This window comes from Ruegeria sp. K3, assembly GCF_056531845.1.
The window spans coordinates 150,039-165,418 of record NZ_JBQFMM010000009.1 but is presented as its reverse complement, the minus strand read 5'-3'; the positions used below and the strand labels follow the sequence as shown (position 1 = coordinate 165,418).

At 59.9% G+C, this 15,380-nt stretch carries 12 protein-coding genes; 3 read left to right on the top strand and 9 right to left on the bottom strand.

The features are described 5' to 3' along the window. The first annotated feature begins 22 nt into the window (after positions 1-22). Positions 23-895, top strand: a complete 873-nt coding sequence (locus ACR0MP_RS16495; RefSeq protein ID WP_170408214.1) for a LysR family transcriptional regulator — start codon at positions 23-25, stop codon at positions 893-895. A 28-nt stretch (positions 896-923) separates the two neighbouring features. Here the strand turns inward: ACR0MP_RS16495 and ACR0MP_RS16490 are convergent, their stop codons facing one another. From ACR0MP_RS16490 to ACR0MP_RS16470, 5 genes are all read right to left on the bottom strand, one after another. Beyond that, entirely contained in the window at positions 924-1,169 is a 246-nt protein-coding gene (locus tag ACR0MP_RS16490) for a MoaD/ThiS family protein (RefSeq protein ID WP_480887229.1), read from the bottom strand. Continuing rightward, entirely contained in the window at positions 1,162-3,417 is a 2,256-nt protein-coding gene (locus ACR0MP_RS16485; protein ID WP_170408212.1) for a xanthine dehydrogenase family protein molybdopterin-binding subunit, read from the bottom strand. The genes ACR0MP_RS16490 and ACR0MP_RS16485 overlap by 8 nt, the downstream gene beginning before the upstream one ends. Then, positions 3,417-3,896, bottom strand: a complete 480-nt coding sequence (locus ACR0MP_RS16480; RefSeq protein WP_170408211.1) for a (2Fe-2S)-binding protein — start codon at positions 3,894-3,896, stop codon at positions 3,417-3,419. The genes ACR0MP_RS16485 and ACR0MP_RS16480 overlap by 1 nt, the downstream gene beginning before the upstream one ends. Next, the gene (locus ACR0MP_RS16475; RefSeq protein ID WP_480887230.1) at positions 3,893-4,759 is read right to left on the bottom strand and encodes an FAD binding domain-containing protein; all 867 of its coding nucleotides are present in this window, start codon (positions 4,757-4,759) and stop codon (positions 3,893-3,895) included. Before ACR0MP_RS16475 ends, ACR0MP_RS16480 begins: the two co-directional genes overlap by 4 nt. A 129-nt stretch (positions 4,760-4,888) precedes the next feature. Then, a complete protein-coding gene (locus ACR0MP_RS16470; protein WP_480887232.1) occupies positions 4,889-8,101 on the bottom strand; it encodes a reductive dehalogenase in 3,213 nt (1,070 codons plus the stop codon). 77 nt (positions 8,102-8,178) lie between these two features. Here ACR0MP_RS16470 and ACR0MP_RS16465 point away from each other — a divergent pair, with 77 nt between their 5' ends. After that, positions 8,179-9,081: a LysR family transcriptional regulator gene (locus tag ACR0MP_RS16465; RefSeq protein WP_170408208.1), complete on the top strand. Its 903-nt coding sequence runs from the start codon at positions 8,179-8,181 to the stop codon at positions 9,079-9,081. Here ACR0MP_RS16465 and ACR0MP_RS16460 read toward each other — a convergent pair. Beyond that, complete coding sequence (locus tag ACR0MP_RS16460; protein WP_480887233.1) at positions 9,072-9,923, bottom strand: LysR substrate-binding domain-containing protein; 852 nt, start codon at positions 9,921-9,923, stop codon at positions 9,072-9,074. The genes ACR0MP_RS16465 and ACR0MP_RS16460 overlap by 10 nt on opposite strands. Before the next feature lie 103 nt (positions 9,924-10,026). Between ACR0MP_RS16460 and ACR0MP_RS16455 the strand changes: the two genes are divergently transcribed. Further along, positions 10,027-10,728, top strand: coding sequence for an SDR family oxidoreductase (locus ACR0MP_RS16455; RefSeq protein ID WP_480459942.1), 702 nt, complete (start codon positions 10,027-10,029; stop codon positions 10,726-10,728). A 2-nt stretch (positions 10,729-10,730) separates the two neighbouring features. Here ACR0MP_RS16455 and ACR0MP_RS16450 read toward each other — a convergent pair whose 3' ends face one another. Genes ACR0MP_RS16450 through ACR0MP_RS16440 form a run of 3 tightly spaced genes read right to left on the bottom strand, consistent with a single transcriptional unit; the run spans position 10,731 to position 15,267 of the window. Then, on the bottom strand, positions 10,731-12,002 hold the full coding sequence (locus ACR0MP_RS16450; RefSeq protein ID WP_170595162.1) for an NAD(P)/FAD-dependent oxidoreductase: 1,272 nt from the start codon (positions 12,000-12,002) through the stop codon (positions 10,731-10,733). Between the two features lie 41 nt (positions 12,003-12,043). Beyond that, entirely contained in the window at positions 12,044-13,078 is a 1,035-nt protein-coding gene (locus ACR0MP_RS16445) for an ACP S-malonyltransferase (protein ID WP_480887235.1), read from the bottom strand. Beyond that, on the bottom strand, positions 13,075-15,267 hold the full coding sequence (locus ACR0MP_RS16440; RefSeq protein WP_480887236.1) for a dehydrogenase E1 component subunit alpha/beta: 2,193 nt from the start codon (positions 15,265-15,267) through the stop codon (positions 13,075-13,077). The genes ACR0MP_RS16445 and ACR0MP_RS16440 overlap by 4 nt, the downstream gene beginning before the upstream one ends. Positions 15,268-15,380: the final 113 nt, after the last annotated feature.

The window sequence follows — 15,380 nt, the reverse complement described above, 5'->3', positions numbered from 1 at the left end:
ACAAACTTCAAGGAACCTGAAGTTGGCAATCAAGATTGAGATGCTGCGTTGCTTTTGCACGGTGGCCCAGACCGGGAACCTGTCCGAGGCCGCCGACCGCCTTGGTCGAACGCAATCAGCCGTCTCGATGACATTGAAGCAGCTCGAAGACCATCTGGGCAAAAAGCTGTTCGAAGGCGAGCGCAAGAACCAGCTTTCCCCGCTGGGTGAGCAGGTACTCGATCTGGGCTTGCGGCAAGTGCGCCAATTCGATCAGACTGTCCAGAATATCGAGGCCGCCGCGCTGGCTGAACAGGGATTGATCCGGATCGTATCCGTCCCGTCGGTTGGCGCGTTGATCTTTCCACCACTATTGCACCACATGAGCAGCGAATCCCCCGGGGTGAAGATCGAGCTGCGCGACACCGACACGCAGCAGGTGTTGGATGCCATCGCTCAGGATCAGGCAGATATCGGAATCGCATCCGGGTATCACGCCCTTAACGGCATCCAAACCATTCCGCTATTTCAGGACTCCTTTGGATTGGTCGCGGCCTCGGATCATCCTCTGATCACACGCGCTGAACCGCTGACTATCCCCGACATGGCCACCGCGCCCTTTGTCCGAAACATGTTATGCGATCTGATTCAAACGCCGGCTTTCCATACGGCAATCAAAAACGCCGAGATCACAATTCACAACACGCATTCACTTATCACACTAGTGCGATCGGGCGAGTGGATCACGGTGCTTCCTCAAACCGTTGCCGAATTCTTGCCGGAGGCGGTGTCTTACCGCCCGATCACGGACCTTCACGACAAAAGGCAAGTGTATCTCTATGTCCGCGAGCGTTCGCGCTTCCAAGATCTGACCGAGCAGTGTTGCGCGTTCATCCTATCCCGTGATTTCGCGTGAGGGAGGGGGTCGATTAGACCTTTCGCCTTCAACCGCCCCTGAGACGCTGCATCAGATAAACCTCGGCACCTTCCGGAATCGGCTCAGACAGTCCGGTCGCGATGATGCGCCCGTCCAACGCCACCGAGACCCCAGCATCGATCGGTGCCTGCAGCCGGGGATGTATACGCACCAGTTCCTGCAGCAATTCGCCCGTGGTGGCGGCCTCAACCTCGACCACCTCGCGACCCCCGGCCAAAGACCGGAGGCTAGACCAGAGGTGGACCTCAACCATTGTCCTTGAGCGCGGCAAGAATGCGCGGCGGGGACATTGGCAGTTGCTTCAGGCGTACACCGGCCGCGTTGGAGACCGCGTTGGCGATGGCGGCCAACGGCGGCACGATGCCGGTCTCTCCCACACCACGCACACCGAACGGGTGGCCGGGGTTGGGCACTTCGACAATCACCGTGTCGATCATCGGCAGATCGCTGGCGACCGGGATGCGGTAATCGAGGAAAATCGAGTTCTGCAAGCGGCCATCCTCACCATAGATATATTCCTCGTTCAGCGCCCAGCCGATGCCCTGCGCAGCTCCGCCCTGATACTGGCCTTCGACATAGGTCGGGTGGATCGCCTTGCCCGCGTCCTGAATGACCGTGTAGCGGGTGATGCTGGTCTTGCCGGTTTCCGGGTCGACCTCGGCATCCACGATATGGGTGCCAAAGGATACACCCGCGCCTTCCGGCGTAGCCTCGAAATGGCCCGAGATCGGGCCGCCGGTCGCGCCCATATGGGCGGTGATATCGGCCAGCGGGCGCGGATCGAAGTCACCGGCATTGGGGCCTGAGGGCACGGCACAACCGTTCTCCCATTTCACCGCATCAACCGGAATTCCCCAACTGGCCGCTGCGCGGGCACATAGCTGCTCGACCGCATGGCGCGCCGCCTTGATTGTCGCCAGACCCGAGGCATAGGTCACGCGACTGCCATGGCTTACGTCATTGTAACCCAGCGTTGCCGTATCGGCGACGGTCACGCGGATATTCTCGTAGGGGATACCCAGAACTTCAGCTGCCATCAGAGCCATCGACGCACGTGATCCGCCGATGTCCGGTGTACCGACCATGACTTGGGCCGAGCCGTCCTCGGACAGCGCCAGAGATACCGAGGTCTCACCACCATGGTTGAACCAGAACCCACAGGAAATGCCGCGCCCTTGCCCCGGCTTCAAAGGGGCCGAGTAATGCGGATGCGCCTTGGCGGCCTCAAGCGTTTCGACAAGACCTATACGCTCATAGGTCGGGCCATAGCTGGCTTTGGTGCCTTCATGCGCGGCGTTTTTTAGGCGCACATCCACCGGGTCGAGGCCGAGTTGATTGCACAGCTCATCCAGAACGGACTCGACCGCAAACGCACCCATCGGAGCGCCCGGCGCGCGATAAGCGGCCTGTTTCGGGCGGTTGGCCATCACGTCATAACCGACCTGGCGAACGTTGGTCAGGTTGTAGGGCGCAAAGGCACACATGGCGGTCATGTCGCCGGGTGCACCCGGGAAGGCACCACCCTGCAGGCGGAAGATGCCTTCGGCTGCTGTGATGGTGCCGTCCTTTTTCATGCCGATCTTGATGTCCATCGACGCCGATGAGGTCGGGCCGGTCGCACGGAACACCTCGGACCGGGTCATCACGATCTTTACGGGGCGGTTGGCCTTGCGGCTGAGCGCCAACGCAACCGGTTCGATGAACACAGTGGTCTTACCACCAAAGCCGCCGCCGATCTCAGACGCGGTCACACGCAGTTGTGAGGTTTCGATGCCCAGCAACGCCGCGCAGGTTTTCTGTGCGATCCAATGGCCCTGGGTGGTGCACCAAAGCTCACCTTTGCCGTCAGTACCCAGAGACCCCATGCAGGCATGAGGTTCAATGTAACCCTGATGGGTTGCCTCGGTAACGAAGCTGTCCTCAATTACCAGATCCGCCTCGGCAAATCCGGCTTCGACATCTCCGTGGCCGCTTTCGTGATAGCGCACCACGTTGGGGTGCATCCCCTCAGGCACCGAATAATCTGCCGCACCTTCGCGGATGACAGGCGCGTCCGGTGCCATCGCCTTGTCCACATCTGTGACGTGGGGCAAAACTTCATATTCAACCTCGATCAGCTTCAGCGCATCGCGCGCCGCCAAGGCTGATGTCGCTGCAACTGCTGCAATCGCGTGGCCGTCATACAGAGCCTTTTCGCCCGCCATGACATTTTCCAGCACGTTCCAGAATTCGCCTTCCAGCCCCGGCTTGAAGGGGACATCGGCGAAATCGGCGCGGGTAACAACGGCTTTGACGTCTTTGTGGGCCTCGGCCTTTGAAGCATCAATCTTGACGATCCGCGCATGGGCATGGGGTGAACGCAGGATAGCGCCATGCAACATGCCGGGGGCTGAGATATCCGCACCGAACTTGGCGCGGCCCGTCACCTTGTCCAGACCGTCAGGGCGGTCAGGGCGGGTGCCGACAAACGTGAAGTCAGATTTGCGATCGTCCAGTGCCATTACGAAGCCTCCCGCATCTCAGCCGCCGTATCCATCACGGCGCGAATAATCTTGTCATAGCCAGTGCAGCGGCAGAGATTGCCTGCCAGCCAGTACCGGGTTTCCTCTTCGGTGGGATTGGGGTTCTTTTCCAGCAGCGACTTGGCCGCCACCAGAATGCCCGGGGTACAGATGCCGCATTGCAGGGCGGCATACTCGATCATCTTCTTTTGCAGCGGATGCAGGACGTCGCCGTCCGCGATCCCTTCAACCGTTTCGATCTGCTTACCTTCAGCCTCGACGCCCAACATCAGGCATGAACACACAAGACGGCCATCGACGCTGACCGAACAAGCACCGCAATCGCCGGTGCCGCAGCCCTCTTTCGCGCCGGTCAGGTTCAGCTTGTCGCGCAGACAGTCCAGCAGGGTTTCGCGTGGGTCGCAGAGGTATTCAACCGCGTCCCCATTTACGGTGGTGGATACGTGGAACTTACTCATACGTCTTCTCCCTTTGCGCGGGCATAGGCGATTTTTGCGGCGCGCTTGGCCAGAACGCCAGCAACTTCGGTGCGGAATGCAATAGTGCCGCGTTTGTCATCAATGGGGTTGCAGGCAGCCGAGGCCGCTGCAGCGAGCGCGTCCAGCGCCGCGTCATCCAACGCGCTGCCAATCAGCGCTTTGGCGCAGTCTTCAACCAGCAAGACGGTTGGTGCGGCAGCCCCCAGTGAGACGCGCGCCTCGGTGATGGTATCGCCATCCAGTCGTAAGTTTACGCCCACACCAACCACCGCGATATCCATCTCGGTGCGCGGGATAAAGCGCAGATAGGCGTCACCGGCGTTGTCGCCACGCGCTGGAATGTTGACCGCCGAGATCAGTTCGCCTTTGGCCAGTGAGGTCTTGCCGGGTTCCGTCGGGATGTCTTCGACCGCCACCTCTCGTGTGCCGTCCGGGCCCGTCACGGTGACTGTAACGCCTGCCGCAACCATCGCTGGCACCGAGTCCGCCGCCGGAGAGCCATTGCACAGATTCCCGGTCAGCGTCGCACGCCCCTGTACCTGAGTCGATCCAATCAGATCCATCGCCTCGACCACACCCGGCCAATCGCGGCCCAACGCGGCGTGCTCGCTCATCTCGGCGCCGGTCGCGGCGACGCCCAGCGTCCAGCTGCCATCGGCATTGCGGGTAATTTCGCTAACGCCATCGATCTTCTTGATGTCGATCAGCGTATCGGGCGTCACCAATTCCGAGCGCAACTGCACCAGCACATCGGTGCCGCCTGCCAGAAACCGAGTGATGCCCGTTGCATTTGCGGCCAGAGCCGACGCCTCGGCAAAGCTGGCGGGGCTGTGATAATCCATGAAAGTACCTCGCACCTGTTGATCAGGATAGACTGGGGTTCGCCGGGGACGTTAGTGCAGCAAGTCGGCGGCGTCCATGGCTGGAACGACCAATTTTTGGGATTCAAAATGTCGTTTTATCGAGAGCAATCACAGATCGATCTCGATCACCCCGTCTGCCCGGGCCGCCCGGCTTTGGCACAGTATGATCGCACCTTCGCGTTGTTTGTTGGACAAAACGAAATCGCGGTGTTCGATCTCACCTGAAATCACGTCACATTTGCAGACCCCGCAGATCCCATCAGCGCATTTCACATCCACGTGAAAGCCCGCCTCATTAAGTACCTGCGCCGCATCTTTGTCAGCGGGTACAGTCAACTCCCGACCCGATTTCGCCAATTTCAGAGTGAACGGATGGTTCTCATATTCGGGCTGTTCCGGCACCGAGAAATATTCGAGATGCCGTGCACCTTCCGGAAACCCCTGCCGTTCGGCTGCGTGAATGACGCCGTCCATATAGCGGTCAGGGCCGCAGGTATAAACGTGCCATCCGTCCTGATATCCGCCCAGAACGGCCTCCAGATCGGCCCGTGTGCCCTCGTCCGAGAAGTGATAGTGCACGTGATCGGCCCATGGCACAGCCGCCAGATCATCCAGATATCCGGCACCTGCTCGTGTGCTGGCGGAATAGTGTAACTCGAACGGTTTGCCCATCGCATACAGTCGGTGGGCAAAAGCAATCATCGGCGTGATGCCAATACCACCGCCCATCAGGAAGGTTTTGGTTGCAGTCTCGTCCAGCTCAAAATGGTTTATCGGCTTTGAGATGAAGACCTTGCGCCCTTCGTTGAAGATGCGGTGCAGCAAGGCCGAGCCGCCGCGCCCCTCATCCTCGCGCAGCACGCCGATCTGATAAGTGTTGCGGTCGGAGGGATCGCCCGACATCGAGTACTGCCGCAGGAATTCGGGCGAAACCAGCACGTCCAGATGCGCACCCGCCGTCCATTTCGGCAAGGGCGCACCGTCGAGGGTTGAGAACTCGTACTTGGTGACATCCGAGGTCATCTTGTCGACCTTGGTTAATTCCACCCGCATCACCGGGGCGTCCCCTGCGACCTGATAACGGTGGATCACAGACATATCGCCGGCCGCTTTGCGCGCTTTGTAGTCTTCAGCTGTGACCATCGCCTCATAGGCGGCAATTCCGGCTTCCCGGTCCATGTTGAAGGGATAGGGCCATGGGTGCGGTGCGAGCGGAGCGGGGTAGACAGCAAGCGTCTGATCCTCGTACTTCAAATCGAGGTCTTTTTGTAGGTCCCGCCGGTTCAATGGGTGCTGCGACGGGCGATAGGCTCCGTCGGCTTCCAGTTCGATATCCCACCACCATTTCTTGGTGTCATTCAGACCACCATTACCGACGGCGTCATCCAGTTTGGCCAATGCAGGCGCGGTCTGCGGAATATTCATCGCGGCCCATCGGAACGGGCGTTCCTTGAATATACCTTCGAGATTCCACGGGCAGGTCTTCATGCATCGTCCGCACATCGCCCCCCCGGGCGTGGTGATACGGTAAGTGGCGCATTTCTGGCTGTCGGATTTCCAGATTTCATAGCCGTTGAACATCAGCTTTGGCCCGGCAGTGATCGCGCCCGAAGGGCATTCCCGAGCGCATTTGTTGCAGCTTTCGCAAAACGTCTGAAGGCCGAAATCGATGGGTTTGTCATGCGTCATCGGCATGTCGGTTGTCACGACACCGGATTTCAGGCGCGGGCCAAGATAGGGGTTCAGGATCACCTCACCGATCCGACTGACCTCGCCCAACCCCGACAACAGCAGCAGCGGTGGTTGCAGCACCTCGCCATCCATCACCGTATGCGCCTTGGCCTTGTAGCCGAGATTTCGGATTTGCTGCGCGATCACGCCCCCCAGCAGTGAAAACCGCAGATAGGCGCGCATGGATTGGGCCACGCTGATCCAGTCATCCCCGCTGGCGCCTTCCATCGTCTCATAGCCCTGGTCGATGATCATGCTGATCGCCTGATCATGGGGCGGAACGATTTCTTCTCCGGTGGCGTCATGGGAATACCAGCTCCACTCGGGGCACCGGCTGAGCCCGACCGCATCGACCCCAAGGAAATAGGTTGCAGCCTTGATATTCGCGGCATTTCTTTCGGTATCTGTGGGCTGTACAGCCTCGGCGCTGTCACCGTCCTGCAGCAAAACAAATGCGCCCAGCGCGCGGCGTTGGGCGAAGCTGGGGGCGGATTTGCGCACGTAATGCCCGCCCTTGGTCGCGTCCTGCAGCGACTTACCCATGTCGCCGAACTGAGCCCGCGCAAACATGTCTGCGCGTTTGGGCACCCGGGCTACGTTTTGCTCGTCGATATAGGTGGTCGGTGTTTCGACTCGTTTGAGGTTTTCAAAAGGATGTGCCCCGTCCACATAGCGCCGCTTGGCAAAGGCATCCCGGTTCAGAGCGTTCTTGGCGAAGCCTGCACCCAGCCACCATGCAGGTCCTTGCGTGCGGAACCACGGTTGTTCGGCCAGCGGTCGCAAGGGTCGGTCATGCGCGATCTCCATTTCGGTGGTCACAGCGGCCAATCCGAACCGCTTACCCAACCAAGGCACCACAACCGCACCATCCTCAACCGAGGCCAGACCCGCAGCAACTGCCAGCTTGCCCAGATCAACCTCAGAGGACATCGCCGTATGCGCCCGCGCATCGAAACCCAGGAGGCGGATGTAGTTGGCAATGACCACAGCATTCTCGGTGGCAAGCAAACAGGCGCGGTGATCCTGCGCATCCATGATCCAATCGGACCCGGGCTCCGAGGGGTCCGGATCGCGGTTGAACTCATACAGAAACACGAGCGTATGGCGATGGCGGTCCATCGGGTGTGGCGCGGCCTCCATGCTTTCTTTTAGATCCGCCATGATCACATCGATTCCCGAGGCCAGCGTTTTGGTTTGCCGCGTCCTAAGCGCATGTGCCAGCCGGTCGATATCCGGGTTGCGCCGAGGCTCAGCCAACATCGCCTCCGCGGGTAGCGGCCCGCAGCCCATCATCGACGCATCGTTGAAATAGCCAAACGCTTTCAGATGGTTGGCACGATCTGCTGGGTTGGCAGGGATTTCTGAAGCGACGGGGTTCACAAATCCATCCCGGATTGCGTCCATCATCGCCTGAAACTCGCCCATCGCATTCACGATGCTTTCGGGCTGCTCGGGCTTGCGAAAGCTAAGCGCACACATCGGTTCGACCTGCGCCAGATCAGGCATCCGATCCAGCCGCGCCAGCCGTTCCAGCGGGAACGGACCCATGTGAACAGGTCTGTTCTTGTCCGAGAAAAAGCGGATCCCCATCGCGCGCCTCCAGTTAGCTGCCCTTTCCCCTACCCCGGCATGGACACCAAATCCATTCATGAATAATCATAAATTGTATGAGCAGAATTGATTTCACAGATCTGGAAGGCAAGGTCCTACGGGTGTTCCTGACGATACTCGAAGAAAGCTCGGTGTCGAAAGCTGCCGACCGGTTAGGGGTGACGCAATCGGCCATCAGCCATACGCTGGGCAAGTTGCGGCAAGTGCTGGGCGATCCACTATTTGTCCGATGCGGACAGGGGCTGACCCCGACCGAACGCGCTTTGTCGTTGAAAGAGCCGGTGCAACAGGTGCTGGACAACATGCGCGCCCTGACCGAAGGTCGCCCGTTTGATCCGCTGTCCGAACAGATGGACATTCAGGTCGCCACCAACGACATGCCGCGTGAGTTGATCTTTCCCGAACTTCTGCGGGCGACACGCGCCGAAGGCGTCAGGTTGCGGCTGGAGTTCATCCCGTCGGGTGTTCCCGACCCGGACTTGCTGCGCAGCGACCGGTGTCAATTGATGCTCACCCCGCTGCCACCGGACGGGCCGGATATCTTTCAGAAGCGGCTGATCACCAGCCCCTTTTTGGTATTCTATGATGCCGCTCACCGTGATCCGCCTGAGGATTGGCGCTCCTATTGCAACAGCGATCATGTCGAGGTGCGATTTGCCGACGGGCGCAACGCCCGTGCCGTGATGCGTGGCGTGGATCAAAGCCAGATCAGACCGCCCGTCGTAACCCTGCCGCATTTCAACGCGATCCCACCTTTCGTGAAAGGCAGCGACCTGATCTCGACCGACACGGCGTTGATGAAGCACGGGCCGCTTGCCACGCTGGACAGCGCGCCTTTGCCGTTCAAATGCGAACCGGTGTCGATCTATATGGTCTGGCATCAACGCTCGGCCAACGACCCAGCACATCGTTGGTTACGGGAACGAATAGACGCGATTGCAGCCACGCTTCAGACCTGAGATAGCAACCAGTCGCGCACCTGTTTCACCAGCTCCGGTTGGCGCGGTTTCTGCGGGGTGACGATGAAAAAGCTCAAATCGTCAACCAGTACCTCAGAGAGCGGCTGCACCAACCGACCCGAAGTCAGTTCCGCAGACACAAGTGGCGCATTGGCCAGCGCAAAGCCTTGCCCCGAGACAGCGGCGTCTATCGCCAGACTTGTCTGGCTGAAACTCATCATCCGCGGCTTCCCCTCGACCCCGGCGCGTTCAAGAAACAACGGCCACAGCCCATGGGAATCACTGAGTAAAACGTGTTGCATCAGGTCGTCTGGACCTGAAATTTGCGATGCGAGGTCCGGACTGCCCACGACAACGAATTCGGTCGAGAACAAAGGTGTTGCTTGCAGATCTCGAGCAACCGGTGAACGGCTCTGGCGTACTGCAATATCGATTCCATCAGACTGGAAATCCGCCAACCGCTCGCGCGCGTCAACCTGCACCGAGATATCGGGATGGCGGGTCACAAAATCATTCAGACGCGGCACCAGCCATTTTGAGGCAAAGCTGGGCGTGACCGAGATCGTGATCTGCCGCTGATCAGCCAGCTCATCGACAGCCTCTTCAATCAGCCGAAACGCCCGACGCAGCGGCGCGTGGAACCGACGCCCCGCTTCGGTCAAGCGCAACCCACGTGGTAGTCGTTCAAAGAGTGCAGTGCCCAGCCGCGCCTCCAACCCCCGCACCTGCTGCGCAATGGCCCCTTGAGTCACCCCAATTTCTTCCGCAGCCAAGCGAAAGTTCAAGTGGCGTGCCGAGGCCTCAAAGGCGCGCATCGCATTGAGAGGTGGAAGAGCGGGCATACCTAAACTGTAGATTTTCTACAGCCTATGCGCAATAGAACTGATTGGTCAAAGTGAACGCTGCCAGCCATCTTTATACCAAACATCGCAAAGGAGCGTGAAGATGGAAAAAGTAGCTTTGATCACGGCAGGCGGCAGCGGTATGGGCGCGGATTCCGCGCGCAGATTGGCGGCGGATGGTTTCAAAGTCGGCATCCTGTCCTCGTCAGGCAAGGGTGAGGCGCTGGCGCATGAGTTGGGTGGCGTGGGCATCACGGGCTCGAACCAGTCGAATGATGACCTGCAGAAACTGGTCGATGCAGCAATGTCCCATTGGGGGCGGATCGATGTGCTGGTGAACTCAGCCGGGCACGGGCCCCGCGCTGCGGTGCTTGAGCTGACCGATGAGGACTGGCACACCGGCATGGATGTCTATTTCATGAATGCCGTAAGACCTACGCGGTTGGTGACCCCTATCATGCAAGCGCAGGGCGGTGGATCGATCATCAACATCTCAACCTTTGCTGCGTTTGAACCGGACCCGGTTTTTCCTACCTCGGGCGTATTCCGCGCCGGGCTGGCGGCGTTTACCAAGCTGTTCTCGGACAAATACGCCGCCGACAACATCCGCATGAACAACGTCTTGCCCGGGTTCATCGACAGCCTTCCGGAAAAAGAAGAGTTCCGCACACGCATCCCGATGGGCCGCTACGGGCGCAGCTATGATGAGATCGCCTCGGTCGTGGCTATGCTCGCCTCCGAAGGCGGAGGCTACATAACCGGGCAGAACATCCGCGTCGATGGCGGTATCACCCGGTCTGTCTGAACTCAGAACCGCGCCTTAACAAGATGCGTCAGCGCCGCGCCGGTTTCGAAGAAGGCGCGGCGCAGGCCAGTCCAGTTTTCGCTATACTCAGCCACTGACGGAACCGGCAGCAAAGACGGATCGTCCTTCAGCAGGCTCTCTGCCATCAAGCGCCCGAACACGGTGCCCGGCCCGATCCCGCGACCAGAAAACCCATGCGCGGCTAACGCATTTGGCCCGATCTGAGTGATTTTGGGAATGTGATCCGAAGTCATGGCAATCCGCCCATGCCAGCCCTCGATCAACGGCTGATCCGCCAGTTGCGGATACAGCGCCGCCAGTTTGCGCCTGATCCAGGATTTGTGGGCAAATCCTCCGGCGCTGCTTAGATCCCCCATGCCGCCAATGACGAACCGCCCCGTCTGATCCAAACGGAAGGATGTCATGATGAGGCCGGTATCCCAGCATCCTTCTGCCTTCGGCAATATGCTGGCCCGCAGGTTATGGGACAGCGGCGCGGTGGCGTATTGGAAGTAATAGACCGGCACATAGTCGGGCGCCATATCGGCGATGCCCTGATGATAAGCGTTGGTCGCCTGAATAACCGATCTTGCGCGTACGGTTCCACCATCCCCCTGCAGCACCCAAGCCCCGGCTTCCTGCCGCAAAGATCGAACCGGGCTTTGCGTATATATCTGCGCCCCCGCATTCTGTGCGGCGCGGGCCAGTCCCACCGCATAGCCCAGCGGCTGAATTGTACCCGCGCGGGGGTCAAACAATGCGCCGTGGACTGCCGGGCTGCCCGTCCGCTGGCGCGACGCATCAGGATCAAGCAATTCAACCGGCGCACCAGAAGCGCTCAGCTGTGCGTGGCGTGTACGCAGATCACCAAAGCCCGATGCCGAATGAGCACAATGCAACGTGCCTTGCCGCTCAGGCTCGCAGTCAATCCCGTGCGCTTCAATCAACTCGAACACGTCTGACGGCGCGTTAGCCAGCAGATCGATCAACCGATCCCCCGCCATTTGCCCCAGATGCGACCGAATTTGATCGGGTGGCAGCCAAAGCCCTGCGTTGACGAGACCGACATTCCGCCCCGATCCACCATGGCCGATCTGATGCGCTTCGAGCAGGCACACCGAAGCCCCCGCTTTTGCTGCGGTCAAGGCCGCAGAACACCCGGTGTAACCACCGCCGATCACGGCAAGATCAACGCTTACGTCATCAGAAAGCTTTTGCGTGTCGATACGCTCGCGACAGGTCTGCCGCCATAACGATTGATCATAGTCGCGCATGCCCGGGCCTCGCCAAAGTTTCGCTGATCATCAGGCTGGTCTCAGTTGGTTGCAAGGGCGCGCTGGTCAGCCCGCCCCATGGCGATGAGGAATGGATCCGCCTCCTGATGCGACTGGAATGACGCCTTGTCGGTCATGCCCCGCCAGCGCCCCAGTGTCAGTGACTGCGCCACCGCGCCGCTCAGCGTTGCACCGGGGCCGGTGATGATGAACAGCTCGGGCGCGAACTCGCGTGCGGCCGTCTGGATCGCATGGGTGAAGTCATAGGTCTCGGTCACCTGATGGCCCAGCGTGTAGTCCCACAACTCACTCGTGTCAGTTGCGCCGGGCCACCAGATTTTGCCGCGCCCGTCAATCATCGGGAACTTGGGCTGAGCAAAAAGATCAGAACTCAATTGCGCCCGACCTTCCGCCGCCACCGGGGCCTGCAGCGCCGTATGAAAGGCGGCGTGATTGGCCAGCCGCAATGGGAACCGATCCTGCACGGTGGGGTGTGCCGCCTCAAACGCCGTCAGACCCGCCTCATTGCCTGCCAATACCAGCATCCCGCCCAGATCGATGGAAAGCGCCAGAGTGTGATCGTGCAACGCATTGATCCTCGCCACCTCATCCAGCAATGCGGCTTTGCGGGCAGGATCATTCGCCCATGTCTCATCGACGAATGGGTAAACCAGTTGACCGCCGATCAGGTGCTTCTGCATCAGCGTGCCCATCGTATTGACCACGCGAAACCCGTTCCCAGGGGTCAATGCCCCTGCGGTGGCCAGCGCAATATACCAGCCCATCGAGTTACCAGTGACGGCGACGACTTCAATATCGTTGGCCAATGCCTGCGCATCGGCCAACGCGGCAGCATAGATCAGGGGTGAGGCCACATCGCCGCGCGAGTACTTCCCGACGCTAAAGCGATCAGCCCCATCCAAGGCAGTAATCGCATCCTGTCCGGTTCCGGCGCGAATGGCGTCGAAGCTGCGGAACAAGTCCATACGATCCGAATGATGTTGGTGCAGATAGCCCAGCTCAGGCTTGTTATAAGTGCCCCGGCCCGGGCAGATCACAACGGCGGTGCGGGTCATGAGGCTGCTCCTGTCAAAGCCAGCGCTGCGGCAACGATACCGTCTTTCGAAGGAAGAGGCGCGGCATAGGCCGGGCCGGTTGCGATAAAGCAATCCTCGGCCACAACGCGGGCGGTTGGGGTGGAGGGACTTTCTTCGGCGAAGAAAGTCATCAGCGCTTCGGACTGACTGCCGGTCTTGCGGCATTCGTCGACGATCAGAACATGCGCGCATGTTTTGGTGGCTTCACGCAAGGCCTCCTCTGGCAGAGGAGCTAGCCAACGCATATCGATAATCCGGGTTTTTAGACCCGCCGCCTCAATTTCGGGCAGGGCCTGTTGCGACAGGTAATGCCCGTTGCCATAGGTCACGATGGCGAGATCGGTGCCGTCCCCGTGTACTCCCACCTCGCCCAGCGCAATTTTCTGATCCCGCGCAGGATAGGTGGTCATCCACCCGCCATCCTGCGCCGCATGCAGATCGCGCATCGGGTAGAGTGCGATCGGTTCAAGAAACACCACGACCCGCTGCTCTTCGCGCGCCAACCGCACGCATTCGCGCAGCATCAGTGCTGCATCGGCCCCGGTCGACGGGCAGGCGATAATTACTCCGGGGATATCCCGCAAAACAGCTAGTGAATTGTCGTTATGGAAATGCCCGCCAAAGCCCTTCTGATATCCCAGCCCCGCAATTCGCAGCACCATAGGGTTGGTGAACTGCCCGTTCGAGAAGAACGGCAGGGTTGCCGCCTCCCCCCTGATCTGATCCTCGGCATTGTGCAGATAGGCTAGAAACTGGATCTCAGGGATCGGGATGAATCCGTTATGGCCCATACCGATCGCGAGACCCAGAATGGACTGTTCATCCAGCAGCGTATCAATCACGCGGTCCGGACCAAAGCGTTGCTGCAGCTTTTGTGTGACGCCATAGACGCCACCTTTGCGGCCCACATCTTCGCCCATGCAAACGATCTCGGCATGTTCCAACATCAGATCGGTCAGCGCCCAGTTGATCAGGCGGCTGAGCGGCTGCGGCTCATCCATCGCGCGCATATCTGCGCCAAAGGTCTTCGCACGCGCCTCAGCGCTCGGGCCGTTGGTCGCTTTACAAGGGCGCTTAGGCGGGATCAGGCTTGCCATCACTTCGGTCGCATTGGCAAGATGGGGACGGCTGGCAGCCTCTGTAGCTACACGATCCGTTCGGGTGCAGGTATCGCTGTAGATTTTTAACGCCTGATCCGGCGACAATGCACCCGCCTGATCCAGCAGTCGTACGGTGTGCAAAAGCGGATCATTGGCCTCATCCGCCTCAACCTCAGTTTTCGGCAGATAGGTCGTGGGCACATCCGCCCCGGCATGGCCATAAAGCCGCACGGTTCTGAGATGCAGGAAGGCCGGTTTCCTGCGCTTGCGGACATAATCTGCAGCCTCTTTCGCGACCGCATGGGTTTCATAAATGTCCAACCCATTGGCCTGAAAATACTTGATCCCCGGACGATGCTCCATCGACGCCTGAATCCAGCCCTTGGGCGTTTTGACCGAAATCCCGATCCCGTTGTCTTCACACACGAACAGCAGCGGCAGCGGCGTCGATTGCACACTGGTCCAGCCTGCCGTGTTGATCGCCCCCTGCGCGGTTGAGTGATTGGCCGAGGCATCCCCAAATGAACACATCGCAATCCCGTCTTCCGGCAACACGCGATGTTCGGGCGCATGTCGCCGGGCTGCCCCCAGCGCATAAGCCGCACCAACGGCTTTGGGCAAATGGCTGGCGATGGTCGAGGTCTGCGGCGGGATCATCAGCGCCCTTGATCCCAACACCTTGTGCCGCCCGCCCGAGGTTGGGTCCTCTTTCGAGCACGCAAAGCTGAGCAGCATATCCCACGCGATCTGCTGGCCCGGCACCTGTTCGGCACGCGCGATCTGAAACGCAGCATCCCGGTAATGCAGAAAGGCAATATCGCTTGGGCGCAATGCGTGCGTGACGGCGGCCATCCCTTCGTGGCCAGATGAGCCGATGGTGTAGAACCCCTGCCCCGCCTTCTGCATCACCCGGCTGGTCCGATCCAACGCGCGGCTGAGAACTTGCGACCGGAATAGCGAAACGGCTTCAGCATCGCCCAGACCGACGCGCGGTGGGGCTCCGTCGGGAAAATCACGATTTGCGACACGGGTCAGGAAATTCTCATGTACGATCTGGGCGCGGTCCATGTATCTCGCTTTTGTCTTGTTGGTGTCATCGGCCTTGGGGAACCTCTGCGCGGGCCCGACCCGCTTGCTGATTTGTCCCGCGCTCCGACGTGAATTTCAAGATCGCGGATGAT

Bases quoted from the DNA above. Each gene is read 5' to 3' on its own strand.
- ACR0MP_RS16490 (WP_480887229.1), bottom strand. From the start codon at position 1,169: ATGGTTGAGGTCCACCTCTGGTCTAGCCTCCGGTCTTTGGCCGGGGGT.
- ACR0MP_RS16485 (WP_170408212.1), bottom strand. From the start codon at position 3,417: ATGGCACTGGACGATCGCAAATCTGACTTCACGTTTGTCGGCACCCGC.
- ACR0MP_RS16480 (WP_170408211.1), bottom strand. From the start codon at position 3,896: ATGAGTAAGTTCCACGTATCCACCACCGTAAATGGGGACGCGGTTGAA.
- ACR0MP_RS16475 (WP_480887230.1), bottom strand. From the start codon at position 4,759: ATGGATTATCACAGCCCCGCCAGCTTTGCCGAGGCGTCGGCTCTGGCC.
- ACR0MP_RS16470 (WP_480887232.1), bottom strand. From the start codon at position 8,101: ATGGGGATCCGCTTTTTCTCGGACAAGAACAGACCTGTTCACATGGGT.
- ACR0MP_RS16465 (WP_170408208.1), top strand. From the start codon at position 8,179: ATGAGCAGAATTGATTTCACAGATCTGGAAGGCAAGGTCCTACGGGTG.
- ACR0MP_RS16460 (WP_480887233.1), bottom strand. From the start codon at position 9,923: ATGCCCGCTCTTCCACCTCTCAATGCGATGCGCGCCTTTGAGGCCTCG.
- ACR0MP_RS16455 (WP_480459942.1), top strand. From the start codon at position 10,027: ATGGAAAAAGTAGCTTTGATCACGGCAGGCGGCAGCGGTATGGGCGCG.
- ACR0MP_RS16450 (WP_170595162.1), bottom strand. From the start codon at position 12,002: ATGCGCGACTATGATCAATCGTTATGGCGGCAGACCTGTCGCGAGCGT.
- ACR0MP_RS16445 (WP_480887235.1), bottom strand. From the start codon at position 13,078: ATGACCCGCACCGCCGTTGTGATCTGCCCGGGCCGGGGCACTTATAAC.
- ACR0MP_RS16440 (WP_480887236.1), bottom strand. From the start codon at position 15,267: ATGGACCGCGCCCAGATCGTACATGAGAATTTCCTGACCCGTGTCGCA.